This window comes from Bradyrhizobium sp. SZCCHNR1043 (assembly GCF_032489675.1).
Lineage (GTDB): Bacteria > Pseudomonadota > Alphaproteobacteria > Rhizobiales > Xanthobacteraceae > Bradyrhizobium.
The window spans coordinates 222727-247984 of record NZ_JAUEYN010000011.1 but is presented as its reverse complement, the minus strand read 5'-3'; the positions used below and the strand labels follow the sequence as shown (position 1 = coordinate 247984).

Genomic DNA, 25258 nt, shown 5'->3' with positions numbered 1-25258 from the left:
CAGGCCAAGGGCTTCCTCGAAAGGGTTTCCTCGACATGACCACCACGCTGCCGGTGCTCGGCGCCGCCCTCTCCGTCAAGTCCATTCCGGCTCATCGCGACTGGCTGCTCCAACGTCAACGCGATCTCGAGATCCAGGACTTCTTCCGCGCGGACCTTCTCGACAGCGACTGGCGCAGCACCGCCAAGGAGATCAAGTCGATGCTGGACGGGCACACCGGTCGGCTCGGCATCCACGGCCCGTTCTGGGGCTTCAAGATCGACAGCCACGACCCGATGATCCGCCGCGCCGTGACCAAACGCTTGCTGCAGGGGCTCGAGGTCGCCGAATTTCTCGGCGCCACCCAGATGGTGATCCACTCGCCGTACACGACCTGGGATGCCAACAACATCGACATGCTGCCGGACAATCGCGAGGCGCTGATCGAGCGTGTCAGGGCGACCTTGACCGACGTCATTGCCTCTGCCGAGCAGGCCAACTGCGAGATCGTGATCGAGAACATCGAGGACAAGAACCCGCAGGATCGCGTTGGACTTGCGAAGGCGCTGGGCAGCAGCAAGGTGCGGGTCTCGCTCGACACCGGCCATGCCAACTACGCGCACCATTCGACCGGCGCGCCGCCCGTCGACTACTACGTCGATTCTGCCGGCGACATGCTGACCCATGTCCATCTGCAGGACACCGACGGCTACGCCGACCGCCACTGGGCGCCGGGCGAAGGCAATATCCGCTGGGTCGCCGTGTTCCGCGCGCTCGCCCGACTCAATTCCAACCCGCGCCTGATCCTCGAACTGCGCAACCATGATCACGTCAAGGCCGGCGCAGCGTATCTCGCCTCGCTCGAGCTCGCTCAATAAGCCAACGCATCCTCATTTCTCGGACAACCTCAGACCACAGAGATATTGCCATGACCAAGCTCACCCGCCGCGGCCTGCTCGGCGCCGGCGCCGCGATCGGCGGCAGCTTCATCCTGCCGCGCGTCTCGATCGCGCAAGCCGACACCCGTCCCTCGGTCACCATCGCCGTGCAGAAGGTGACCAACTCGAACGTGCTCGACGTGCTGCGCGAGCAGTCCAATGTCGGCGAGCGCGTGTTCTACTCGTCGCTGTGGGAAGGCCTGATCTCCAAGAACTTCCGCGGCAATCTCGAAGCCGTTCCCGGCCTCGCCACCGAGTGGAAGCGCATCGACGACCAGACCGTCGAATTGAAGCTGCGCCAGGGCGTCAAGTTCCACAATGGCGACGAGATGACGGCCGAGGACGTCGTGTTCTCGTTCAGCCGCGAGCGCATGTTCGGCGACAGCGAGGCCAAGAGCCGCAGCACCATCAAGGCATTCGAGAAGATCCCGGCGCCGCGCCCCGGCAAGGAGCTGCCGCCGGACGTCATCGGCGTGGCCCGCCGCATCTGGCCGGATCTCGTCCGCGTCGATGCGATCGACAAATACACCGTGCGCTTCGTCAACGCGACGCCTGACGTGACCATCGAAGGCCGCCTGATGCGCTACGGCTCGGACATCATGAGCCGGCGCGGCTGGGAGGAAGCCGCGAGCTACCTCGACTGGGCGCGCAAGCCGATCACGACGGGTCCCTACAAGATCGTCGAGTTCAAGCCCGACGTGTCGCTGACCCTTGAAGCGCACGATGAATATTGGGGCGGCCGCCCGCCGCTGAAGCGCATCCGCTTCCTCGAAGTGCCGGAGGTCGCGAGCCGCATCAATGGGCTTCTCTCCGGCGAATATCAGTTCGCCTGCGACATCCCGCCGGACCAGATCGCCGGCATCGAGAAGAACGCGGCGTTCGAGGTCCAGGGCGGCACCATCCTTAACCACCGCCTCACCGTGTTCGACAAGAATCATCCGCAGCTCGCCAATCCGCTGGTGCGGCGCGCCTTCACCCATGCGATCGACCGCCAGGCGATCGTCGACAGCCTGTGGGCCGGCCGCACCCGCGTGCCGAAGGGTTTGCAGTGGGAGTTCTACGGCGACATGTTCGTCGCCGATTGGAGCGTGCCAGCATTCGATCCCAAGCTGGCGCAGGACCTGCTGAAGCAGGCCGGCTACAAGGGCGACCCGATCCCCTATCGCCTGCTGAACAACTACTACACCAACCAGGTCGCGACCGCGCAGGTGCTGGTCGAGATGTGGCAGGCGGTCGGCCTCAATGTGCAGATCGAGACCAAGGAGAACTGGTCGCAGATCCTGGAGCGCGGCCCGACCCGCGCCGTGCGCGACTGGTCCAACTCGGCCGCGTTCAACGATCCGGTTTCGTCGCTGGTCGCCCAGCATGGCCCCAACGGCCAGCAGCAGCAGGTCGGCGAATGGAGCAACGACGAGCTGAACCGGCTGTCGGAGTTCTTGGAGACCTCGACAGATCGCGACGCTCGCAAGAAGGCGTTCCGCCGCATGCTGGAGATCGCCGAGCGCGAGGACCCGGCCTACACGGTGCTGCACCAGAACGCGACCTTCACCGCCAAGCCGAAGTCGATCAAGTGGAAGGCCTCGCCGGCCTTCGCGATGGACTTCCGCATCGGCAACTACGGAGCGTGATGCCGTGGCGCCGCTGATCAGCATCTCCGGCCTCAGGGTCGCGTTCGACGGCACGCCCGTGCTGCATGGCATCGATCTCGACATCCGCAAGGGCGAGGCCGTCGGCCTCGTCGGCGAGTCCGGATCCGGCAAGTCGGTGACGTGGCTCGCGGCGCTCGGCCTGTTGCCGGTCAAGGCGAAAGTGTCCGGATCAGCCAAGCTCGAAGGCCGCGAGCTGCTGGGTGCTGATGGCGGGGTGCTCGACCAGGTGCGTGGCCGGCGCATCGCGATGATCTTCCAGGATCCGGCGAGCGCGCTCAATCCGGTGCTCACGATCCGCCGCCAGTTGTGCGAAAGCCTCGCGCTGCATCGCGGGCTGCGCGGCGAGGCCGCGCGGGCCGAGGCGCTCAGGCTGCTCAATCTCGTCGGCATTCCCGATGCGGCGCGGCGGCTGTCGGCTTATCCGCACGAGTTCTCCGGCGGCCAGGTCCAGCGCATCATGATCGCGATGGCGCTCGCCGGCCAGCCCGACCTCCTGATCGCCGACGAGCCGACCACCGCGCTCGACGCCACGATCCAGGCGCAGATCCTCGATCTGTTGTCGGCCATCCGGCGCGAGTTCAACATGGCGATGGTCCTGATCAGCCACGACCTCGGCGTCGTCGCCGAGAATTGCGACCGCGTCTGCGTGATGTATGCGGGCCGCATCGTCGAGCGCGCCCCGGCGACGAGGCTGTTCGATGATCCCTGGCACCCCTACGCGCAGGGCCTGATCGGCGCGCTGCCGCCGCTCGATGGCATCAGGCGGCGGCTGCAGGCCATTCCCGGCACGGTCCCTGATCCGGGCGCGCTGCCGAGCGGTTGCGCCTTCGCGCCGCGCTGCACGTTTGCCGGCGACGGCTGCCATGCCGGCGTGCCGCCGCTGGCGCCGATCGAGCCGGACCGCGCGGTGGCCTGTCTGCGGCCGCAGCGTCTGCCGGTGGAGCTCGCCGCCGAATGACCGCGCCGCTGGTCGAGGTCCACGGGATCTCGCGCACCTACCGGATGAGGTCCGGCCTGTTCGGGCGTCCTGCATCGGTCCACGCCGTTGACTGCTTGAGCTTTGCGATTGCGAAGGGCGAGACGCTCGGCATCGTCGGCGAATCCGGCTCCGGCAAATCCACCACCGGGCGCATGGTGCTCGGACTCGAGCCGCCCGACCAGGGCAGCGTGCGCTTCGGCGGCGCGCCGATCGCAGCACTAGGCTCGGCGGCCTGGCGCGCGCAGCGCGCGCGCATGCAGATGATCTTCCAGGATCCGCTCGGCGCGCTCGATCGCAGGCTTGCCGTCGCCGAGCAGATCCGCGAGCCGCTCGACATCCATGACATCGGGACCAAGCCAGAGCGCGAGGCGCGCGTGCGCGAGCTGCTGCACGCCGTCGATCTCAACGACAGCCATGGCCGGCGCTATCCCGGCGCACTGTCCGGCGGCCAGCGTCAGCGCATCGTGCTCGCTCGCGCACTGGCGACCAGGTCGGACTTTCTCGTCTGCGACGAGCCGGTCAGCGCGCTCGACGTCTCGATCCAGGCGCAGGTGGTCAACCTGCTCGTCGATCTGCAGGCGCGGCTCGGGCTGACCATGCTGTTCATCAGCCACGACCTGCGCGTCGTCAGGCAGATCAGCACCAAGGTCGCGGTGATGTATCTCGGCCGCATCGTCGAATATGGCGATGCCGACGATCTGTTCGCGCGGCCCCAGCATCCCTATACGCAGGCGCTGGTCTCGGCCTCCCCTGCTCCGGGACGCCGCAGCACCAACCGCATCGTCCTGACCGGCGATCCGCCGAATCCGGCCGCGCGCCCCTCCGGCTGCGCCTTCCATCCGCGCTGCAGCCGCGCGACCGCCCGCTGCGCCAATGAGGTGCCCGCGCTCACCGCGCTGGATCAACAGCGCCAGGTGGCTTGCCATCTCGTGACGGGGCCACAGTCACAGACCCAGGATGCCGCGTGATGCTGCGCTATTTCGCGATCCGCGTGTCGCGCGCGCTGCTGACGATCGCACTCGTCGTCACCTTCGCCTTCATCGTGCTCAGGCTGTCGGGCGATCCCGCGCTGATGATCATGGGGCCGGAAGCGCCGCCCGAGGTCATCGCCGCGTTTCGCAAGGCGTGGGGCCTCGATCATCCGATCTGGATGCAATATCTCGACTACTTCAAGGCAATCGGCCAGGGCGAGCTCGGACGCTCGATGCGCGACGGCCGGCCGGCGATCCAGCTCGTCATCGAGCGCGTCCCGGCGACCCTGGCGCTGACCATCCCGGCGTTCCTGGTGAAGGTGTTGCTCGGCATTCCCGCCGGCATCTATGCAGCGCTTCACCGCGGCTCAGCCATCGACCGCGCCGTGATGATCACGGCGGTGGCCGGCTTCACGGTGCCGAGCTTCGTGCTGGCGCTGATTCTGGTGCTGATCTTCGCCGTCCAGCTCGGCTGGCTGCCGTCGGGCGGGCAGGACTCCTGGCGTCATGCCATCCTGCCGATCGTGACGCTGGGCTTCGGCGGCGCTGCGGTGCTGGCGCGGTTCACGCGTAGCGCGATGCTCGAGATCCTCGGCCAGCCCTATATACGGACCGCATCAGCCAAGGGCGTGCCCTGGCGCCGGGTCATCACCGACCATGCGCTGCCGAACGCCGCGATCCCGACCGTCACCATCCTCGGCTTCATGGTCGGCAGCCTGATCGCCGGCGCGGTCGTGGTGGAAAGCGTGTTCTCGTGGCCGGGCGTCGGCCGGCTGCTCGTCGTCGCCGTCGCCAATCGTGACCTCGCGGTCGTGCAATGCATCCTGCTGCTGGTGGCGATGACGATGGTCACGTCGAACCTGATCGTCGATTTCCTCTACGGCCTGCTCGATCCGCGGCTGCGCAGCAAGGGAGCGGAGGCATGACCGACGTCGCGATGAAGGCACCTGCCGCGCGGCGGCTGAGCTGGCCCGACGTTCCCGTCTCCGTCACGATCGCCGCGTGCTGGATCGCGGCAATGCTGCTGCTGGCCGTCTTCGCCGACCAGTTCGCACCTTATGGCTTCACCAAGTTCGACCTGCGCAATCGCCTGGCGCTGCCCGGCAACGCCGCGCATTGGCTCGGCACCGACGAGCTCGGCCGTGACGTGCTGTCGCGTCTGATCGTCTCGATCCGGATCTCGCTCCTGATCGCATTCGGCGCCACCGCGATCTCCGCCATCGCCGGCACCACGCTCGGCTTTCTCGCCGCGCATTTTCGCGGACTGGTCGAGCAGTTCGTGCTGATGCTGGCGGACTTCCAGGCCAGCATGCCGTTCCTCATCCTCGCGCTTGCCGTGCTCGCCTTCTTCGGCAACTCGCTGCCGCTCCTGATCGGGCTGATGGGCCTGTTCGGCTGGGAGCGCTATGCGCGCATCGCGCGCGGGCTCGCCATCTCGGCCAATGCGCAAGGCTATGCCGCCGCCGTGCGCCAGCTCGGCGCGACGCCGCAGCGCGTGTATCTCAAGCACATCCTGCCGAACATCGCCTCGACCCTGATCGTGTCGATGACGCTGGTGTTTCCGGAAGTCATCCTGCTGGAGTCCGGCCTCTCGTTCCTCGGGCTCGGCGTGCAGCCGCCGATGACGAGCCTCGGCAACATGGTCGGCTATGGCCGCGAATATCTCACGCGCGCGCCGTGGATCATGCTGGCGCCGGCGATCATCATCGTCGTGACCACGCTTGCGGTGTCCGTGATCGGCGACTGGCTGCGTGACCGGCTCGACCCGACGCTGCAATAGCTGCACTCAGCCGCGGGCTTCCTTGGTCGCAGAGGCGGCCTGTTCGCAGATGATCACCGCGTTGCCAGCCGGCTCGCCCGCCAGCGCCGTCCATTTCGATGCTTCCTGCAGCCAAAGGTCGCGGCGTGCCGGATCGCGTGCGGCTTCCTCATGGCAGCTCGACGCCGCCGCCAAACATGCCGATTTCCTGTCCATGCGCCAAGGTCCGACAGATCAACCCCAAATGCGTTAACACAGGATAGCGCGATCTGAGGTTGTGATCGACTTCGCATGATTGTCCTGCCGGCAGGTTACACATAGCGCATCGGCAGCGAATGATGTGCGTGGCAGGCGGCCACCGCGGCATGGCCGAACGCGACCGAGATCTGGTGTAGGTCGGTGACGACGTCGCCGATACCATAAAGCCCGTCGACGCCGCAGCGCTGCTTGGCGTCCACCTCCAGAAAATCCTCGGCCGTGTGTCGCGCGCCCATCCGGATGGCGAGCTCCGAGCGGACCTCAGCCCCCAGCGCGGGATAGATAACCTCGAAGTGTTCGCTGGCGCCATCCGCGAACGCCGCCTCGATGGCACCGCTCCGGCGCTGAAGCGACTGGAGAGGCGGCATCACGCGAACCCCGGCCGCGGCCAGCTGCTGCCGCGCTGCGTCGTTCTGCGCGTCATCGCTCGGGATCAACGTGATGTCGGCGCTGTAGACACGCATGAACAGCGCCTTGCCTGCAGCATGACCGAGTGCACCGACGATCGCGATCTTGCGGCCGGCTGCCTCGTAGCCATCGCAGACAGGGCAGTAGCGCAGCTCACCCTGGCGAACCGCCTCGATCCAGTCGGGAAGAGGAAACTGCCTGTCGACGATCCCCGTCGCCAGAATCACCCGCTGCGCGGCGATTGCGCCGTCAGCATATGTCGCGACGACGTCGGCGCCGGTCCTGTCGAGCGATGTCACCGTGCCGCGGATGATCGGAACGCGGAGGTCCTCCACCTGATGCTCCATCCGCGCGAGCAGCTCATGTCCCGAAATGCCGTCAGGAAAGCCAGGTAGACTATGACTGCGGGGAATCAGGGCTGCCCGAGATGCGCCGCTGTCGATGATCACGACGTCCCGTCGGAACCGCGCCAGATAGATCGCGGCCATCAGGCCGGTCGGCCCGCCGCCGACGACGAGAACTTCGGTGCGCATCGCAGCCCCTCGCCCTTCTTGACAGCTCGGCCGCGTCTGCCGCGAACCCGTTGTTCGTCCCATGCGCGCGACCGCTGCCGAACCGCAGGTTCCTGAGCGCTCGGTCGACGCCGACACCCGAAATTCTACGCAGCCAGCGGTCCTAAGTTCCCCCCCCGGGCTCCGGAGCGAAATTCGCTCGGCCATAATCCGGAACACACAAGGAACTTTTTTTGGGCAACGGAACTTAACCTATGTCACTGCCATGCCGCGGCGATAGTGGCAAAATTTGACACCTAAGGTTGCGTTTCGGGGAGAATCGATGCGATTTGAGAATTCAACCGACGAAAGTCTGTTGGCCTATTATGAGAGTATCCGAAAGCAAGTTGCCGCTGATAGTCGGATCGGGGGACCCTATCGGCTCATCGGAGACCGGGCCAAGCAATACGCCCAGGAGCTTCAGGCTGAAATGCGACGACGGCAGATGCGCTTTACGCCCATCGAATGGCCGAACTGATCTGTAGAATTAATGGTGTCGTTCGTGGAGAGATACCCGTCACGCGACCGCACATATGGATGGACCGGCGATGCCCTCTTCCACAAGGGGAGAGGGCACCGCATTGCGCAGGAATTATTTCGCAGCCAAGCAAAACGGGCTCACGATCATTCCCACGACCAGCTCGCGAAATCGTTCTCGAACTGAGGCACGTCCTTCCAGACGCCCTTCAGCTTCTTGTTGATCACCGTGATCCACTGCGGCTGGAACAGGAAGCCGGCGGCCGCATCCGTTGCCAGCATGCGCTGGGCGTCGCCGAGCAGCTTGGTGCGCTCCGCCTCGTTCGGCGTGTCGACGATCTTCTGATACAGCTTGTCGAAGGCCTCGGACTGATAGCCGAAGTAGTAGTTCTTATCGGTGAACTTCACGAGATCGAACGGCTCGACATGCGAGACGATGGTCAGGTCGAAATCATGCGGTCCGTTGAACACCTGTGACAGCCACGCCGCCCATTCGAGATTCTCGATCTTGGCGACGATGCCGACCTTGGCCAATTGAGCCGCGAGCACCTCGCCGCCCTGGCGCGCATAGGCCGGCGGCGGCAGCCGCAGCGACAGTTGCAGCGGCGTGGCGATGCCGGCTTCCGCCAGCAGCTTCTTGGCCTTCTCCGGGTCGTAGGGATTGATGTCGGTGGTGTCGACATAGCCGAGCGAGCCCGGCACGTAGAAGCTTCCGATCGGCGTACCCAGGCCGTCGACGGCGCCTTCGATCATCGCCTTGCGATCGATCGCGGCAAGGATCGCGCGGCGGACGCGGACGTCGTCGAGCGGCTTCTTCTTGTTGTTGATGGTGACGATGGTCTTCGCCTTTGAGCCGCCGATCAGCACGGTGAAGCGCGGGTCGGACTTGAACTGCGGCAGCGTGCGCGCCGACGTTCCGCGCGGAAAGGCATCAACGTCGCCCGACAGCAGCGCCGCTACCTGCGCCGCCGGATCGGAGATGAAGCGGATCGTCACCTTGGACAGCTTCACGGCTGCGGCGTTGCGATAGTCCGGCCATTTGTTCAAGCTCAGGGACGAGCCCTTGGCCCAGCTACCCAGCGTGTACGGCCCAGTACCGACCGGCTGCGTCGCGTTGGTCGGCGCGCTCTTCGGCTCGACGATCGCGGCTGTGGCCTGTCCGAGCAGGAACGGCAGGTTGGGCTCGGAATATTTGAGCTTGACCTCGATCGTCTCGGCATCGGGCGCGTTGACCGCCTCCATCGCCTGGAACAGCGCCTTGTCCTTGTTGGTGCTGTTCGCGGCGCCGGCGCGCTCGAACGAGAACTTCACGGCGGCGGAATCGAACGCCTCGCCGTTCTGGAATTTCACGCCCTTGACGAGCTTGAAAGTGTAGCTCTTCAGATCCGACGAGGCCTGCCAGCTCGAGGCCAGCAGCGGCGACACCGAGCCGTCCTCGTTGATCTTGGTCAGCGTCTCATAGACGTTGTAGAGCGTGACCTCGGCGATGGCCGCGGCGGCCGCGCTGGTCGGATCGAGCCCCGGCGGCTCCAAGGTCATGCCGACGACGACGCTGTCCTTCTTGCTTTGTGCCGAGGCCGGCACAGCGGTGGCCGCGACGAGCGCGGCCAATGCGACGATGGATAGTCTTTTCAACATTGTTCGTTTCTCCCGGACGGAACCAAGTTACGCGTCAAAGCGGCTTCGAGACAAGAGGCTGGTGTTCTGCGGCGACGAGCGCCGGCAGCGCCATCACGCTTTCCGCCTTGTGGCAGGCAGCGGAATGCAGCCCCGTGAGCGCCCGCAGGGAGGGTGCCGTCGCCCGGCACTGGACATCAGCGAGTGGACAGCGCGGCGCGTAGGCGCATCCGGCCGCGCCGAGGGATTGCGACGCGATCGCGACGCTCTCGCGCCGGCGCCGGATCGCGCCGGCCTGCGCCCGCGGCACGGCGTCGAGCAGCGCCCGGGTGTACGGGTGCGCGCACTGGCCGAACAGATCCTCGGGCCGTCCGCGCTCGACGATGCGCCCGAGATACATCACCGCGACCTCGTCGCAGAGATAGTCGACGACTGCCAGATCATGACTGATCAGCACATAGCTGAGGCCGAATTGCTCCTGCAGGTCCTGCATCAAATTGAGCACCTGCGCCTGCACCGAGACGTCGAGCGCGCTGACAGGCTCGTCGGCGACGATCAGCTTCGGCTGCGTGATCAGCGCCCGCGCGATCGCGATGCGCTGACGCTGGCCGCCGGAGAACTCGTGCGGATACTTGTCCATGTCGGCGTCGCGCAATCCGACCTGCCGCAGCACCGTTGCCACGCGCGTGCGCAGGCTGTTGCGATCCGGGCTTTCCAAGGCGGTCAGCGGCTCGGCGACGATGCGCGCGATGATCTGGCGCGGATCGAGCGATCCATATGGGTCCTGAAACACCATCTGGAAATCGCGACGGGCCCGCCGCAGCTCATCCACCGAGAGGCGGTTGAGATCGCGCCCGGACATCAGCACCGATCCCGATGACGGCCGCTCCAATGCCATGATCAGCCGCGCCAAGGTCGACTTGCCGGAGCCGGACTCGCCGACGATGCCGAGGCTCTTACCCGGCATCAACGTCAGCGACACGCCGTTGAGCGCGAGCACCTGGCCCGGCGGCCGCAGCAGGCTCTCGCGCGGCAGCGTATAGCGCTGCACAAGATCCCTGACCTCGAGCAGCGGCGTCTCGCCAGCTCCTTGCGATGCCGTGCTCAAGCGACAACTCCCACCGGATCACGCGCAAGCGCGACATCGGTCCGGATGCAACGGACGCCATGACCGATGCCGATCTCGATCGCCGGCGGCAGCGCCGCGCGGCAGGCGTCGACGACCAGCGCACAGCGATCGGCGAACGGACAGCCGGCCGGCAGATCGGCGAGCTCCGGCACGGTACCGGCGATGGTCGCAAGCCGCGTACCCTTGCGGGCCCCGAGCCGCGGCCGCGCGCGGAACAGGCCCTGCGTGTAGGGATGGCCCATGCGCGAGAACACCGCATCGGTGCTGCCGCTCTCGACCACCGTGCCGCCATACATCACGATCATACGCTGCACATTCTCGGCGATGACGCCAAGGTCATGCGAGATCAGGATCATCGCCATGCCCTGCTCGGCCACGAGATCGGCGATGAGGTCGAGGATCTGGCGCTGGATGGTGACGTCGAGCGCGGTGGTCGGCTCGTCGGCGATGAGCACGTCGGGCTTGCAGGCCAGCGCCATCGCGATGGTGACGCGCTGGCGCTGGCCGCCGGAGAACTGGTGCGGATAGGCGTCGTAGCGTCGGGTGGGGTCCGGCAGACCGACGCGGTCGAGCAGCGCGATCGCCTGACGTTTCGCTTCAGTCGCGGAGCAGCCGGTATGTCGCTGCAGCGGCTCCGCCACCTGGTGGCCGATCGTATGCATCGGGTTGAGCGCGGTCATCGGCTCCTGAAAGATCATGCTGATGCGGTTGCCGCGCAGCTTGCAGTAATCGGCATCGGGCAATCCGACCAGCTCGCGGCCATCGAGCTTGATGCTGCCGCTGACGACAGCGCTGTCAGGCAGAAGCCCGAGCAGAGCGAGCGCCGTGATCGACTTGCCGCAGCCGGACTCGCCGACGATGCCCAAGGTCTCGCCGCGCCGGAGCGCGAACGACACCTCGCGCACCGCTTGCGCCGGGCCGCGGCTGGTGTTGAGCCGGATGCCGAGACCGCTGACATCGAGCAGAGGTTGATCGCTCGCCATCATCGCTGCCTCGCCAGCCGAGGGTCGAGCAGATCACGCAGGCCGTCGCCGAGCAGGTTGAGGCCGAGCACCGCGAGCGCGATGGCGGCGCCGGGGTACACGGCGAGGCTCGGCGACTGGAACAGCAAGGTCTGCGCATCGTTCAGCATGCGCCCCCAGGACGGCTGCGGCGGCTGGGTGCCCAAGCCGAGATAAGACAGCGCCGCCTCCGCCAGGATCGCCAGCGCAAACTGGATCGTCGCCTGCACGATCAGGATCGACAGGATGTTCGGCAGCACGTGCTCGATGGTGATGCGGAAGCGGCCCTTGCCGGCAGCGCGTGCCGCCAGGATGAACTCGCGCGCCCAGACAGCACCGGCCTGGCCGCGGGTGACGCGCACGAACACCGGGATCTGGAAGATGCCGATCGCGGTGATCGAGGTCACCATGCCCGGGCCGATCACAGCCGCCAGCATGATCGCCGACAACACCGCCGGAAAGGCGAAGGTGAAATCGCTGAAGCGCATGATCAGCTCCTCGGTCCAGCCGCGCTGCGCGGCTGCGATTAGGCCGAGGCAGACGCCGCAGGTGAGACCGATGCCGACGGCGATGATGCCGACCAGAATGGTCGCTCGCGCGCCGACCAAGAGCAGCGAGACGATATCGCGGCCGAGCACGTCGGTGCCGAGCCAATGCGCTGATGACGGCGGCCGCAGCTTCGAGGCGACGTCGATCTCATAGGCCGACCACGGCGTCCACACCAGCGACAGCAGCGCAGCGCCGAGCACCAGCAGACACAGCAGCGCGCCGACGATGAAGCTGCGATGGCGCAGCGCGCGGCGCCAGAACGCGCTCGGCGCGGGGGCCGTGCCGGCTGCGGCTTGAACGATCACGGACGAACTCACAGCTCGTGCACCTTGATGCGCGGATCGATCACCGCATACAGCACGTCGACCACGAAGTTGACGACGATCACCATCGCCGCCAGCAGCATGACGCAATTGCGCACGACGATGAGATCGCGATTGGCGATCGACTGGAAGATGAGACGCCCCAGGCCCGGCAGATAGAACACGTTCTCGATCACGATGGTGCCGGCCAGCAGGTTTGCGAATTGCAGGCCCATCACGGTGAGCACCGGGATCATCGCGTTGCGCAAGACGTGCTGCCACAGCACCTCACGCTTCGTCAGGCCCTTGGCGCGCGCGGTCCGGACGAAATCCTCGCGCAGAACGTCGAGCACCGCAGAGCGCGTCACCCGCGCCAGGATCGCGGCCTGCACCACCGCCAGCGCCACGGCCGGCAACAGCAGCGCGCGCAGCCCCGGCCAAGTGCCGTCCTCCCAGCCGGGGAAGCCGCCGGCCGACAGCCATTGCAGCTTCACCGCAAACAGGAGGATCAGGAGGATCGCGAACCAGAAGTTCGGCAAGGCGATGCCGATCTGGGTCAGGGACATCACGCCGACATCGCCGAGGCGGTTGTGATTGGCGGCCGTGTAGATGCCGGCCGCGAGCGCCAGCACGGTCGTGAGTCCCATGGCCAGGATCGCGAGCGGAATCGTCATCGCCAGCCGCTCGCGGATCAGTTCGGCCACCGGCGTGCCATAGGCATAGCTGTTGCCGAGATTGCCGCTCAGCATGCCGCCGATCCAGTGCAGGTAGCGCCAGGCCAGCGGCTGATCCAGCCCGAGCTTGACCGTCAGCGCCCTGACCGCGTCGGGCGAGGCATCCGCGCCCATCAGCATCTGGGCGGCGTTGCCCGGGAGCGCGTCGAGCACCAGGAATATGATCAGCGACGCGCCGACGAGGGTCGCCAGCAAGGTCAGGCAGCGCCGCAGCAGAAAAACGCTCATTCGCGCCGGGACTCCAGTTTTCGGCGGCCGCACGTTCCACAGCTTTCGGCTCCGATGCAAGCCTGTTGCCTGCATGATTGCCATTGCCCGGCGCAGGACATCTTCGCAGGCCACACCGGCCACGGTATCGTCGGCTTGATCCCGGTCAACGGCGGAGCGCCGGCGACCGCCATCATGCGGCTGATCGCAACAACGCAAGGGCCCCTCTCGATCATGACCATCCGTCCGAGCTTTCTCTGGGGTGCCTCGACCTCGGCCTTCCAGATCGAGGGCGCAGCCCATCTCGACGGCCGCGCCGACAGCATCTGGGATGTCTTTCTGCGCGCGCCGGGCCGCACCAAGACCAACGACACGGCCGAGACCGCATGCGACCATTATCATCGCTACGCCGGCGACGTGGTGCTGATGCAAGAGCTCGGCCTCAACGCCTATCGCTTCTCGATCTCCTGGCCGCGGGTGCTGCCGCAAGGCCGCGGCGCGGCCAACGAAGCCGGCCTCGCCTTCTACGACCGCCTGATCGACGCCCTGCTTGCCGCTGAGATAGAGCCGTGGCTCTGTCTCTACCACTGGGACCTGCCGCAGGCGCTGGAGGCGCTCGGCGGCTGGCAGAACCGCGACATCGCCGGCTGGTTCGCCGACTATACCGCGCTGGTCGCGCGGCGCTATGGCGACCGGGTCAAGCGCTTCGCCACCTTCAACGAGCCCTGCGTGTTCACGCTGTTCGGCTACGGCCTCGGCTGGCATGCCCCTGGCTTGGCCGACAAGACGGCGCTGCACAAGGCGATCCATCACGTCAATCTCAGCCATGGCCGCGCCGTCGACGTGCTGCGCAAAGACGTCGCCGGCGCCTCGATCGGCGCGATCCACAACCGCCAGCCCTGCTATCCCTGCACCAGCAAGCCGGCGGACGCTGCAGCGGCGCTGCGGCTCGCAGCCTATTGGAACGACGCTTTCCCGTTCCCGCAAGCGTTTGCCAGCTACCCGCCGGAGCTGGCGGAGGCCGTCGCGCCATATGTCGCGCCCGGCGACATGGCGCAGATCGCACGGCCCGTCGACTGGTTCGGGCTCAACCACTACTCGCCGCATTACGTGAGGGCTGACACCAACCTGATCGGGGCGAGCTTCGGGCCGGCGCCCGACACCGTGCCGCGCAGCGCGATCGGCTGGCCGGTCGTGCCCGGTGCGTTCCACGACACGCTCCTGGATATCCACCAGCGGTTCCAGCTTCCGATCTACGTGCTTGAAAACGGCACCGCAGCTGCCGACGTCCTCGGCAATGATGGCCAGGTTCATGACGTGGACCGGATCGCCTATCTCAAGGCCTACACTGCCGCCATGGAACAGGCGATGAAAGAAGGCGCCGACGTCCGCGGCTATTTCGTGTGGTCGCTGCTGGATAATTTTGAATGGGGGGCGGGCTATTCGCAGCGTTTCGGCATTGTCTATGTCGACCACACCACGCAGCGTCGCATTCCCAAGGCGTCTGCGCGATGGTATGCGGACATGATCGCGGCCCACCGGACCTCCGACGGGCCGTACAACCGGGCGGAAGACTGAGGCATGAGCGATCGCGTTCTTCTGGGCGATATCGGCGGCACAAATGCGCGCTTCGCGCTGCTCGACGATGGCGTGGTCGGCGAGGTCGAACACCTGAAGGTCGCGGACTTCGCCACCATTGCCGATGCGATTACCGCGTTCCTGTCGCGGCACGCAGAAGGCGGAGCCCCCTCCGCGGCCGTGCTCGATATCGCCGGGCCGATCGAGCGCAATCGCGGCATGCTGACCAACAGCACCTGGGCCATCGACGGCGCCGAGCTGGCCGCGCAATTCAATCTCCGCTCGGCGAAGCTGCTGAACGATTTCGAGGCCGTCGGCTGGTCGCTGCCGGCGCTCCGGCCGGATGATCTGTATCCGCTCGGCGGCAGCGCGGCCGTCGCCGGCGCGCCGATGCTGGTGATCGGCCCGGGCACCGGGTTCGGCGCGGCCTGCTATCTGCCGGGCGGCGGCCGTCCCACGGTTGCCGTCACCGAGGCGGGTCACGCCACCTTGCCGGCCACCACCGCGCGCGAGGCCGCGGTGCTGGCCAAGATGCGCGAGCACTTCGGCCATGTCTCGATCGAGCGCGCGCTGTCCGGCAGGGGTCTCGAAAACGTCTATCATGCCATCGCGGCCGTCGACGGAGCCTCGGTGCCGAAGCGCGACGCCGCCGCCATCACCAGCGCCGCGCTCGACGGCAGCTGCGCCACCAGCCGCGCCACGCTCGACATGTTCTGCGCCTGGCTCGGCGCCGTCGCCGGCAACCTCGCGCTCACCTTCTGCGCCCGCGGCGGCGTCTACATCGCCGGCGGCATCCCGCCGAGGTTTCCGGACTACTTTGCCAAATCCGATTTCCGCCGGCAGTTCGAGAGCAAGGGACGCTATGACAGCTATCTGCGGCCGATCCCGGTGCACATCGTCACCAAGCCCGACATCAGCTTCCTCGGTCTCAAATCGTTCTTCGAGGCCAGCATTACCGCGAGCGGCGGCTCCCCGACGCACTGAGATCGAATGAGCGACATCGTCACGATCACGCCGAACCCGGCCGTCGACGTCTCGACGACCGTCGAGAAAATCGTGCCGGTGGCCAAGCTGCGCGGCACGACGCAACAGCGAGATCCCGGTGGTGGCGGTATCAACGTCGCCCGTGTCATCGCCCGCCTCGGCGGCGACGTCACCGCGCTCTATCCGGTCGGCGGTCCGACCGGCCTGCTGCTGAAGCAGCTCGTCGAGAAGGAAGGCGTCGCCAGCCGCACCTGGGCGACGGCCGAGGACACGCGTGAGGACTTCTTCGTCCAGGAGCGCGTCAGCGGCCAGCCCTATCGCTTCATCCTGCCGGGTCCGACGCTGACCGAGGCCGAATGGCAGGCCGGCCTTGCCTTGCTCGCAGCCCAGGATCCTTTCCCCCGCTTCGTCATCGGCAGCGGCAGCCTGCCGCGCGGCGTCCCGACCGACTTCTACGCGCGCGCTGCGACGCTTGCACGATCACGCGGCGCGCAATTCGTGCTCGACACCTCGGGTCCAGCTTTGGCCGCGGCGGTTGCCGGCGGCATCGACCTGATGAAGCCGTCGCTGCACGAGATGCAAGAGCTGGCCGGCGGCGCGCTGCCCGATGCAACGGCGTGGGAGAAAGCCGCCCACGCGCTGGTCGCGAGCGGCAAGGCCGGCACCGTCGCGCTGACCATGGGTCATCTCGGTGCCCTGCTGGTGACCCGCGACCGCGTGCTGCGCGCTCAGCCGCTGACGATGGTGCCGGTCAATGCAGTCGGCGCCGGCGACAGTTTTCTCGGCGCGCTGGTCGCGAAGCTCGCCGCGGGCGAGTTGCTCGACGACGCGTTTCGCTTTGCGGTCGCCGCAGGTGCTGCGGCGCTGCTGCGCACCGGCACCGCGCTGTGCGATCCCGCCGACGTCAGCCGTCTGCAGGCTGACGTGCGGCTCGAGACGGCGTGACATCGCTCTCCGCATCACCGTTGAGCCGATCGAGCGAGAGCAGCAACCCGCCGACGCGCTCCAGCGACGACATCCACTCGGCGAGGCGGTTGAAATTGTCCACCATCCAATTGAACGACCCCTGCACCAGCGTGAACGCAGCGGCTGCCTGGGTGAGTTCGCCCAGGGTCATCTGATCGCCGAGGAACTTCGGCGCGCACAGCACGAGGCCGATGATCGGCGCGAGCAGCGTATTCAGATGAGACACCAGGGTGTTGCGCATCAGCTGCCAGCACAGCCGCTTCCATTGCTGGATCGTGCGGTCGAGCGCCATCCACAGCCCGGCAATGACGCTGCGTTCCTCCTGCTTGGGCGCGATGCCTTCGCCGATGTCGCGCAAGTGATGGGCCGCGGTGATCAGCTCCGACTCGGCCTGGTTCTTGGTCTGGATGACGCGCGTGAGCGGCGAACCGACCCACAGCATGGCCCCGGTCACCAGCCCGGAATAGATGACGACGCTGACCACCAGGTAGCCTGGAATCCACAACTGCTGCCCGCCCACGACGAAGCCGATGGATCCGCCGACCTGCCACAGCACCTGGACGAACACGACCGCCGTCAGCAGCGAGGAGATCACACTGACCACGAAGTCGATCGGCGCATCGGTGGCGATGCGGACGTCCTCGGCAATGCGATACTCCGGAATCTTCAGATCGCCCTGCACCGTCGCGAGCCGCGCATAGCGGTCGTTCTCGACCCAGTAATTGATCACCTTGGCGCTCAACCATTGCCGCCAGCTGCGTTGCATCACCATGCGGCCCCACACCGAGACGATCGCCAGCACGACGCTCGCCAGACAAAGCGGAATGAGCAGAGCGGCCTGCTGCCGCAGCCGCGTCGGATCGCGGCCCTCCAGCGCGTCGAAGAAATCCCTGTTCCAGTAATTGAAGCGGAACTGCACGTAGAGCTGGAGCACCACGAGGACGACCAGGGCGACGCAAAGCAGCCAGACCCGCCACGCCGTCGATCCGAGCCAGAATTGCCGCGCCGTGAGCCAGAATCGCGACCATTCGCGATTGCCGTCCTCGTTCTGGTCGTCGGAGATCATTGGTGATCCGGATGGAGGTGATCGATGGGTTTTAGCAAACATCCTCGCCTATGGTGGAACCGTTGTCATCCCGCGATTTAAGGAGCTCGCGGAGCGCCCTGCTTGATCTTGCGCAAGGCAGCCGCCGCCCGCCGCGACAAACTGACGTTTGCGTTGCGATGCGGGAGATGACCGATGACGGCACCTAGCTATATCCGCTGGTTCAAGGATCTCCGCATCGAGGACGTGCCGGGCGTCGGCGGCAAGACGGCGTCGCTCGGCGAGCTGTATTCGGCGCTGGCGTCGCACGGCGTGCGCGTGCCCAACGGCTTCGCACTGACGGCGGCCGCCTATCGCGATGCGCTGCGCGCGGCCGGAGCCGACGACGAGCTACGGAGGCTGCTCGCCGGCCTCGACAAGCGCCGCATTGCCGACCTCGCCAAGCGCGCGGCGAAGGCCCGCGCGATCGTGTTCGCGGCGACCGACCGTGACGACCTGCGCCACGAGGTCGCAGAGGCCTACAAGCAGTTGGAGCAGGAGTATGGCCGCGGCGTCGCGGTTGCCGTGCGCAGCTCGGCCACCGCCGAGGACCTGCCGAATGCGAGCTTCGCAGGCCAGCACGAGAGCTTTCTCAACATTCGCGGCGCGAAGGATCTGTTCGAGGCGTGCCGCCGCTGCTTCGCCTCGCTCTATACGGACCGCGCGATCTCCTACCGCATCGACAACGGCTTCGACCACGACAAGGTCGCGTTGTCGGTCGCCGTGATGAAGATGGTGCGCTCGGACCGCGCCGCGAGCGGCGTGATGTTCTCACTCGACACCGAAAGCGGCTTTCGCGATGTCGCCTTCATCACCGGGGTCTACGGCCTCGGCGAGACCATCGTGCAGGGCACGGTCGATCCGGACGAATTCTACGTCCACAAGCCGACCTTCGCGGCCGGCTTCCGCAGCGTGCTGTCGCGCCGGCTCGGCGCCAAGGACAAACGGATGGTCTATGCCAAAGCCGGCGCAAAGCCCGGCGCGCGCAGTCGTGGCCCCACGACGCGCACCGAGGCGACGCCGCCGGCTGACAGGGCGAAATTCTGCATCAGCGATGCCGACGTGCTGGAGCTCGCGCAGGCCACCATCGTCGTCGAGGAGCACTACTCGCAGAAGGCCGGCAGGCCGACACCGATGGACGTCGAATGGGCCAAGGACGGCCGCGACGGCGCGCTCTACATCATCCAGGCGCGGCCGGAGACGGTGGCCTCGCAGCGGCGGCCCGAGGCGATCGAGACCTACGTTCTGAAGAAGACCGGCAAGGCGCTGGCAACCGGCCGCGCCGTGGGCGAAAGGATCGCCACCGGCAAGATCCGCCTGATCCGCACTCCCAAGGATCTGAACGCGTTCCGCCCCGGCGAGGTGCTGGTCGCCGCATCGACCAGTCCGGACTGGGAGCCGGTGATGAAGACCGCGGCGGCGATCGTCACCGATCATGGCGGCCGCACCTGCCATGCCGCGATCATCGCCCGCGAGCTCGGCGTGCCGGCCGTGGTCGGCACGGAGGATTTCAGCAAGCACGCGAAGACCGGAACGACCGTCACCGTCTGCTGTGCGGAGGGCGATGCCGGCCATGTCTACGACGGCGCACTGCCGTTCGATGTCGAGCGCCTGGCGATCGACAGCCTGGAGAAGCCGCGCACGGAGATCATGGTCAATCTCGGCAATCCCGAACTGGCCTTCAAGACCGCGCTGCTGCCGAACGATGGCGTCGGCCTCGCCCGCATGGAGTTCATCATCAACCAGGCGATCGGCATCCACCCGATGGCGCTGGCGACGCCCGCAAAGGTGACCGCGGCAAAGGACCGCGCGACGATCAAGCGCCTGACTGCGCGCTACAAGAAGCCCGCCGACTTCTTCGTCGAGCGGCTGTCGGAAGGCGTCGGCACCATCGCCGCGGCGTTCTACCCACGACCGGTGATCGTGCGCCTCTCAGACTTCAAGACCAACGAATATGCCAGCCTGATCGGTGGCTCCGATTTCGAGCCGAAGGAAGAGAACCCCATGCTCGGCTTCCGCGGCGCCTCGCGCTATGCGCATCCCGCCTACGCCGCCGGCTTCGCGCTGGAATGCGCGGCGTTGAAGCGCGTGCGCGACACGATGGGGCTCGCCAATCTGAAGATCATGATCCCGTTCTGCCGCCGCGTCGAGGAGGCGCGCAAGGTGATCGCGGCGATGGCCGGGCACGGCTTGGTGCGTGGCGAGAACGGGCTCGAGATCTACATGATGTGCGAGATCCCGAACAACGTGATCCTGATCGACGAGTTCGCCAAACATTTCGACGGCTTCTCGATCGGCTCCAATGATCTCACCCAGCTCACGCTCGGCGTCGACCGCGATTCCGATATCGTCGCGTTCGATTTCGACGAGCGCGATCCCGGCATGCTGGCGATGCTGAGGATGGCGGTCGAAGGCGCGCATCGCAACCGTCGCCATGTCGGCATCTGCGGCGAGGCGCCGGCCAACTATCCCGAAGTGGCGCGCTATCTGGCCGAACTCGGCATCGATTCGATCAGCGTCAATCCGGCGAGCGTCGTGCGCACCATGGAGATCGTCCGCACTGCGGAGCGGGAGCTTGCCTCGCGCACGCCGCAGGCGCTGGCGAGCTGATCATGGCCGAAGCTCAAGAGCTGGTCTTGAAGAAGTCCAGCACGGTCGAAGCGCCGCCCATGACGTCGCCGCCGCCATAGAGGCTTGCCAGGAACGTGCCGCGATGGCTGGCGCCGGTGACCGCTGTGCCTTGCGCAAAGCGGCCGTCGGCCGCCAGCGGCATCTTGACTAGGCTCGGCGGCAGCGCCTCGTCGAGAAGGCCGTAGTAGAACCGCATCGGGGCGTCATAATCCCAATAGGTCGAGCTGTTGCCGGCCAGGCGGCGGAGGAAGCGGCTGTTGGTCTCGTGGGTGAAGCGCTCGAAGAAGCCGTCGACCAGCAGGTCCGAGGGCTGCGGCACCGACCTGCTGAACGTCTCGTCCATGCTGTAGTCGGCCCAGTATTTCTCGGCCAGCGCGAGGTGTTGCGGCTTGATCGCGGTCTTGAACAGGTCGCCGAGCCGGTAATACTGGCGATAGCTGCCCAGGAGGACGATGACGCACGGCGTGATCCAAATCGGCTGCTTCGGATAGGTGCTGTCAGTCGACGCGCTGCCCGGTTCGGCCGACACCCAATAGCGCATCGAATCCGCAAGATTATTGAACGGACTTTGCGTTGCGCTCGCCGCCACCGCGACGCGCCGCCGCTGCAGCTCCTGGCCCAGCCATTGCGTGTTCAAGGCACCCTGCGACCAGCCGTTCAGGAACAGCCCGGTCTTTCGCAGGCCGAGATGATCGAGCGCGAGCAGGCCCGCGTTCAGCACGTCCAGGCAGCACTGCACGGTCGCGTCCTTCACCGCATAGGCCTCGCCTCGCCCCCGGCGATACGGTCCCTTGCCGAGATAGTCGGCCGCGATCAATGCAAAGCCGTTGCCGACCAGGCGCTGGACGTTGAACAGCGTCTCGATCGAATCGACATTGTCGCGCGGTTCGTAGTTCGGATCGGCCAGTCTGACGAGATTGGACGGGACCTGATCGAACGACAGGATGGTGCCGTGCTGCCACGACACGACCGGCAGTGCGCCCTTGTGATCGGCGGGCAGCGCGAGCAGGCCGCTGACCTTGACGCGCTCACCGGTCTCGGGGACGCGCGTGTAGGTCGTCAGCCGGCGCAGTTCGACGTCGACCCGCGCCCCGTGCTTCTCGGCCGAGAATGGCGGCAAGATATTGTGCTCATTGAAGACGGCGTGGAGCTTCGCTGCAAGCGCATCGAGCCGGTCCTTGCTGACCCGCACCGGCCGGCCGAGGCTTGCGCCGTCACGTGGTTGCGCGATCACCGGGCCGGCTGAGAACGATACGGCCGCAGCGCCGAGGCCGAGGCCGGCTGAGGCCAGCAGCCTTCGGCGGGATGGCCGGCCGGCCAAGGCTGCAGAGCCGAGCTCCGGCCCGGTCAGTTTGGCCATCGGCTGGGCCAACGCCTCTTCGGATCCCGCGACCAGGGTATCCAGGCCGATCATTCGCCGCTTCATCACGTCCCTCCGAGCCGACTACAGCCGAAGGTAGTTCGCAAAGCCTAGCACTTGTTAAATGGTGCAGCAATCGGACCTGAATGTTTCGACAGTCGGCCGCACTGTCGAGCCTGAAGCGGCCGCGTCGCGGCTCGCCTCCGCACGTCAAGCGCAGCCATGCGAATGATTTGCGATGGCGTTCTCGGCGCACACCAGGAAGAGATCACGAGGAGGAGATGAAGGCTTACCGCGCCGCTTCGAAACCTCCGAGCACTGCGGTCAGGTTCTGGCCGAGAATGTCCGAGAGGTAGCCCCCCTCCTGCACGAACACCGTGGGCAGGCCGAGCCGCGCGATCGCGCCGCCGATGCGGCGGAAACCCGGCGTCGTCACGGAGAGCCCCTTGAGCGGATCGTGCTCGGAGGCATCGAGACCGAGCGCGACCACGAGCGCGCCGGGCGCGAACGCATGGATCGTCTTGGCCGCGGTCTCGAACGCCTTGAGATAGGTGTCGTCGCCGCTCTTCAGCGGCAGCGGAATGTTGAGGTTGGCGCCAAGGCCCGCGCCTGCGCCGCGCTCATGCGCATAGCCCCAGACGAACGGGTAGTAATGCGTGGGGTCGGCGTGGATCGAGATGGTGAGCACGTCGGGCCGCTCGTAGAAGATGCCCTGCGTGCCGTTGCCGTGGTGGACGTCGACGTCGAGGATGGCGACCCGCTCGTGGCGCTGACGCAGATGCGCGGCTGCAATGGCGGAGTTGTTCATGAAGCAGAAGCCCGAGGCCATGTCCCGATAGGCATGGTGGCCCGGCGGCCGGCACAGCGCATACGCCGCATCCTCGCCATCGAGCAGCAGTTGCGCCGCGGTCGCAGCCACGTCGGTCGCGGCGCAGGCGCCTTCCCACGTCCCCGGCCCGATCGGCGCCGAGGTATCGGTCGTGTGCCAGCCCAGCCGCCCGACGATGTGCGTCGGATAGGTGGCGGCATTGCGAACGGGATGGATGTTCGGAATCATCTCCGCACCGGCATCGCCGAGCGCGGCCCACGCGTCCCACGCCTCTTCCAGGAAATTGAGGTATTCCGGACTGTGCACGCGCGCGCGAGCTTCCTGGCCGAAATGAATCGGCGCGACCAACTCGTGATGGCCGGCCTTCAATCCCGCAAGCAGACGATCCGCCCGCTCGGGCTGCTCGGTGGTGCGCTTGACGACGCCGCGCACCAGATAGAATTGCGGATCATGGCTGCGATGCAGCTCGGTGTAGACGGCCTTCACGCGCAATGGCTCCTGTTCGCTTGCACCGACGATTGTGCACGCAGTAGCAGCCGATACAAGCACAGATGGTTCGCACGTCCATTGGTCCGTGGGCGGCTTCCAACCGGCGGAACGGACCGCTGCGCTTCGCATCTTGTCGGCAGCGAATTTGCCGGGATCCAGGCGATCCGGCGCGTGAGGCGCGGTGGATGTGAGGAGAGATCCGCTCCGCCATGCTGGCGGTTGCCGCGACGGCCGTCGGAATGCGCCACGAAATCTGAAAAACTCGACGGGCAATCCTGATCGGCTCCTGCGCGTATGGTCAGGAGAGAAGCCTTTGCCCGGCATGGAGACCCCGGGATTGATCCAAAATTTGGATCGATCGATACAGGCTTCGGTTTGGACCGCGGCCCTCCCTCTCCTCTAGGACAGTTCTCGAGGAACGTGACAAGAGAGGTGGCGTGCATGAGCGCAATCGTAACCACGGCCGAACTGCGCCGATCGCGCGTGCGGCTGCTTATCGTGACCATGCTGTTCCTGGTCACGACCGTGAACTATGCCGACCGCGCGACCTTGTCGATCGCAGGACCTTCGCTGTCCAAGGAGCTGCATCTCGATCCCGTGGCGATGGGCTATGTGTTCTCCGCCTTCGGCTGGTCCTATGTGCTCGCGCAGGTGCCGGGCGGCTGGCTGCTCGATCGCTTCGGTTCGCGCTGGGTCTATGCCTGCAGCATCGTGATCTGGTCGATCTTCACCATGATGCAGGGCTGGATCGGCTTCTTCTCCGGCGCCGCCGCCGTCACCGCGCTGTTCACGCTGCGCTTCATGGTCGGTCTCGCCGAGGCACCGAGCTTCCCGGCCAATGCCCGCATCGTCGCCGCCTGGTTTCCGAGCAGCGAACGCGGCACGGCGTCGGCCTTCTTCAATTCGGGGCAGTACTTCGCGACCGTGATCTTCGCGCCGCTGATGGGCTGGATCGCGCACGCGTTCGGCTGGCGCCACGTCTTCACCGTGATGGGCGCGCTCGGCATCCTCATGGGCCTGATCTGGATCAGGACCATGTACGGACCGAAGGAGCACGCGAGCGTCAACCAGGCCGAGCTCGACTACATCAAGGACGGCGGCGCGCTGGTCGACATGGAGGGCGCGAAAGACGCCAAGGCCGCCTCCGGTGGTCCGACCTGGTCGCACATCGGACAGTTGCTGTCGAACCGCATGATGCTCGGCGTCTATATCGGCCAGTACTGCATCAACACGCTGACCTATTTCTTCCTGACCTGGTTCCCGGTCTATCTGGTCAAGGAGCGCGGCCTGTCGATCCTGCAGGCCGGCTTCATCGCCACCCTGCCGGCGCTGTGCGGCTTCATCGGCGGCGTGCTCGGCGGTTTCATCTCCGACGCCATCCTGCGCAAGACGGGATCGCTGACGCTCGCCCGCAAGATCCCGATCGTCGGCGGCATGCTGCTGTCGATGGCGATCATCGGCTGCAACTATGTCGACGGCCAGGCGCTGGTGGTCGGCCTGATGGCGCTGGCCTTCTTCGGCAAGGGCATCGGCGCGCTCGGCTGGGCGGTCGTCTCCGACACCTCGCCGAAGGAAGCCGGCGGCGTCTCCGGCGGCCTGTTCAACACCTTCGGCAACCTCTCCAGCATCACCACCCCGATCGTGATCGGCTACATCCTGTCGGCCACCGGCTCGTTCAACGGCGCGCTGGTGTTCGTCGGCCTCAACGCCCTGGTCGCGGCGTGTGCCTACTTGCTGATCGTCGGCAAGATCCAGCGCGTCCAGCTCCGAACCTCCTGAGCACCACGCCGCGCTTCGCGTGGTCTCGACTCCAACGGCGGCCCCCCGGC

The 25258-nt window shown here is 66.4% G+C and carries 22 protein-coding genes; 12 read left to right on the top strand and 10 right to left on the bottom strand.

Features of this window, described 5'->3' with window-relative positions; translation table 11 throughout:
* Positions 1-35 precede the first annotated feature (35 nt).
* The 6 genes from QX039_RS20890 to QX039_RS20865 are packed head-to-tail and all read left to right on the top strand — an operon-like array spanning position 36 to position 6296.
* The gene (locus tag QX039_RS20890) at positions 36-857 is read left to right on the top strand and encodes a sugar phosphate isomerase/epimerase family protein (RefSeq protein ID WP_315733779.1); all 822 of its coding nucleotides are present in this window, start codon (positions 36-38) and stop codon (positions 855-857) included.
* A 50-nt stretch (positions 858-907) separates the two neighbouring features.
* Positions 908-2545, top strand: a complete 1638-nt coding sequence (locus tag QX039_RS20885; RefSeq protein ID WP_315733781.1) for an ABC transporter substrate-binding protein — start codon at positions 908-910, stop codon at positions 2543-2545.
* Positions 2546-2549: 4 nt separating this feature from the next.
* Entirely contained in the window at positions 2550-3524 is a 975-nt protein-coding gene (locus tag QX039_RS20880; RefSeq protein ID WP_315733784.1) for an ABC transporter ATP-binding protein, read from the top strand.
* Complete coding sequence (locus QX039_RS20875) at positions 3521-4513, top strand: ABC transporter ATP-binding protein (RefSeq protein WP_315733786.1); 993 nt, start codon at positions 3521-3523, stop codon at positions 4511-4513. The genes QX039_RS20880 and QX039_RS20875 overlap by 4 nt, the downstream gene beginning before the upstream one ends.
* Positions 4513-5442, top strand: a complete 930-nt coding sequence (locus tag QX039_RS20870; protein WP_315733788.1) for an ABC transporter permease — start codon at positions 4513-4515, stop codon at positions 5440-5442. Before QX039_RS20875 ends, QX039_RS20870 begins: the two co-directional genes overlap by 1 nt.
* Before the next feature lie 11 nt (positions 5443-5453).
* Positions 5454-6296, top strand: coding sequence for an ABC transporter permease (locus tag QX039_RS20865; RefSeq protein WP_409998864.1), 843 nt, complete (start codon positions 5454-5456; stop codon positions 6294-6296).
* Positions 6297-6302: 6 nt separating this feature from the next.
* Here the strand turns inward: QX039_RS20865 and QX039_RS20860 are convergent, their stop codons facing one another.
* Together QX039_RS20860 and QX039_RS20855 are read right to left on the bottom strand one after the other, a co-directional pair.
* Complete coding sequence (locus QX039_RS20860) at positions 6303-6470, bottom strand: hypothetical protein (protein WP_315733792.1); 168 nt, start codon at positions 6468-6470, stop codon at positions 6303-6305.
* Between the two features lie 116 nt (positions 6471-6586).
* Positions 6587-7474, bottom strand: a complete 888-nt coding sequence (locus QX039_RS20855) for an NAD(P)/FAD-dependent oxidoreductase (protein ID WP_315771909.1) — start codon at positions 7472-7474, stop codon at positions 6587-6589.
* 301 nt (positions 7475-7775) lie between these two features.
* Between QX039_RS20855 and QX039_RS20850 the strand changes: the two genes are divergently transcribed.
* Positions 7776-7970 (top strand): hypothetical protein, encoded by a 195-nt coding sequence (locus QX039_RS20850; protein WP_315733794.1) that lies wholly within the window; start codon positions 7776-7778, stop codon positions 7968-7970.
* 146 nt (positions 7971-8116) lie between these two features.
* Here QX039_RS20850 and QX039_RS20845 read toward each other — a convergent pair whose 3' ends face one another.
* Genes QX039_RS20845 through QX039_RS20825 form a run of 5 tightly spaced genes read right to left on the bottom strand, consistent with a single transcriptional unit; the run spans position 8117 to position 13529 of the window.
* Complete coding sequence (locus QX039_RS20845; protein ID WP_315733796.1) at positions 8117-9607, bottom strand: ABC transporter substrate-binding protein; 1491 nt, start codon at positions 9605-9607, stop codon at positions 8117-8119.
* A 34-nt stretch (positions 9608-9641) separates the two neighbouring features.
* Entirely contained in the window at positions 9642-10694 is a 1053-nt protein-coding gene (locus QX039_RS20840) for an oligopeptide/dipeptide ABC transporter ATP-binding protein (protein ID WP_315733798.1), read from the bottom strand.
* Positions 10691-11701, bottom strand: coding sequence for an ABC transporter ATP-binding protein (locus QX039_RS20835; protein ID WP_315733800.1), 1011 nt, complete (start codon positions 11699-11701; stop codon positions 10691-10693). The genes QX039_RS20840 and QX039_RS20835 overlap by 4 nt, the downstream gene beginning before the upstream one ends.
* The gene (locus QX039_RS20830; protein WP_409998139.1) at positions 11698-12570 is read right to left on the bottom strand and encodes an ABC transporter permease; all 873 of its coding nucleotides are present in this window, start codon (positions 12568-12570) and stop codon (positions 11698-11700) included. Before QX039_RS20830 ends, QX039_RS20835 begins: the two co-directional genes overlap by 4 nt.
* Positions 12571-12578: 8 nt before the next feature.
* On the bottom strand, positions 12579-13529 hold the full coding sequence (locus QX039_RS20825; RefSeq protein ID WP_315733804.1) for an ABC transporter permease: 951 nt from the start codon (positions 13527-13529) through the stop codon (positions 12579-12581).
* 213 nt (positions 13530-13742) lie between these two features.
* Between QX039_RS20825 and QX039_RS20820 the strand changes: the two genes are divergently transcribed.
* Genes QX039_RS20820 through QX039_RS20810 form a run of 3 tightly spaced genes read left to right on the top strand, consistent with a single transcriptional unit; the run spans position 13743 to position 17015 of the window.
* Entirely contained in the window at positions 13743-15086 is a 1344-nt protein-coding gene (locus QX039_RS20820; protein ID WP_315735647.1) for a GH1 family beta-glucosidase, read from the top strand.
* Positions 15087-15089: 3 nt separating this feature from the next.
* Positions 15090-16070 carry a glucokinase gene (gene glk, locus QX039_RS20815; RefSeq protein WP_315733807.1) on the top strand — a complete coding sequence of 327 codons (981 nt, stop codon included), beginning with the start codon at positions 15090-15092 and terminating at the stop codon, positions 16068-16070.
* A 6-nt stretch (positions 16071-16076) separates the two neighbouring features.
* A complete protein-coding gene (locus QX039_RS20810; protein ID WP_315733809.1) occupies positions 16077-17015 on the top strand; it encodes a 1-phosphofructokinase family hexose kinase in 939 nt (312 codons plus the stop codon).
* Here QX039_RS20810 and QX039_RS20805 read toward each other — a convergent pair.
* A complete protein-coding gene (locus tag QX039_RS20805; protein ID WP_315733811.1) occupies positions 16975-18102 on the bottom strand; it encodes an SbmA/BacA-like family transporter in 1128 nt (375 codons plus the stop codon). The genes QX039_RS20810 and QX039_RS20805 overlap by 41 nt on opposite strands.
* Before the next feature lie 174 nt (positions 18103-18276).
* Here QX039_RS20805 and ppsA point away from each other — a divergent pair, with 174 nt between their 5' ends.
* Positions 18277-20730: a phosphoenolpyruvate synthase gene (gene ppsA, locus QX039_RS20800; RefSeq protein WP_315733813.1), complete on the top strand. Its 2454-nt coding sequence runs from the start codon at positions 18277-18279 to the stop codon at positions 20728-20730.
* Positions 20731-20743: 13 nt separating this feature from the next.
* Here ppsA and QX039_RS20795 read toward each other — a convergent pair whose 3' ends face one another.
* Together QX039_RS20795 and QX039_RS20790 are read right to left on the bottom strand one after the other, a co-directional pair.
* The gene (locus QX039_RS20795) at positions 20744-22177 is read right to left on the bottom strand and encodes a lysophospholipase (RefSeq protein WP_315733815.1); all 1434 of its coding nucleotides are present in this window, start codon (positions 22175-22177) and stop codon (positions 20744-20746) included.
* Between the two features lie 223 nt (positions 22178-22400).
* Positions 22401-23426: a histone deacetylase family protein gene (locus tag QX039_RS20790; protein WP_315733817.1), complete on the bottom strand. Its 1026-nt coding sequence runs from the start codon at positions 23424-23426 to the stop codon at positions 22401-22403.
* A gap of 444 nt (positions 23427-23870) precedes the next feature.
* Here QX039_RS20790 and QX039_RS20785 point away from each other — a divergent pair, with 444 nt between their 5' ends.
* Entirely contained in the window at positions 23871-25208 is a 1338-nt protein-coding gene (locus QX039_RS20785; protein WP_315733819.1) for an MFS transporter, read from the top strand.
* Positions 25209-25258: the final 50 nt, after the last annotated feature.